1 protein-coding gene is annotated in these 276 nt (G+C 40.9%); it reads right to left on the minus strand.

What is annotated here, in order from left to right; genetic code table 11:
• Window positions 1-109: 109 nt before the first annotated feature.
• A complete protein-coding gene (locus AC3II9_RS21755; protein WP_489158770.1) occupies window positions 110-262 on the minus strand; it encodes a LysR family transcriptional regulator in 153 nt (50 codons plus the stop codon).
• Between the last annotated feature and the right edge of the window lie 14 nt (window positions 263-276).

Consider the following 276-nt stretch of genomic DNA (forward strand, 5'->3'; position numbering starts at 1 on the left):
GCTGATTGTAGCTAATTTCATAGGCAGCCCATTCGAACTCACTTAAAATGACTTTGCTATGTTGATAAAACTTTTCCCCACAAGAGGTGAGGTTCATCTGTCTTGTAGTTCAGGTTAACAGTGTGGTTTTGAGGTCATTTTCGAGGTAGCAAACACGTTTTGCAACCAAGTCACGAGAGATATCAAGTGCTCTAGCTGCGCTACTAAAATTCCCGTGTTCTACGACACTTACAAAAGTGGAAATACAGTCTAATCGATCCATGGATAAGCGAATTG

This window comes from Lysinibacillus sp. RU7 (assembly GCF_057837305.1).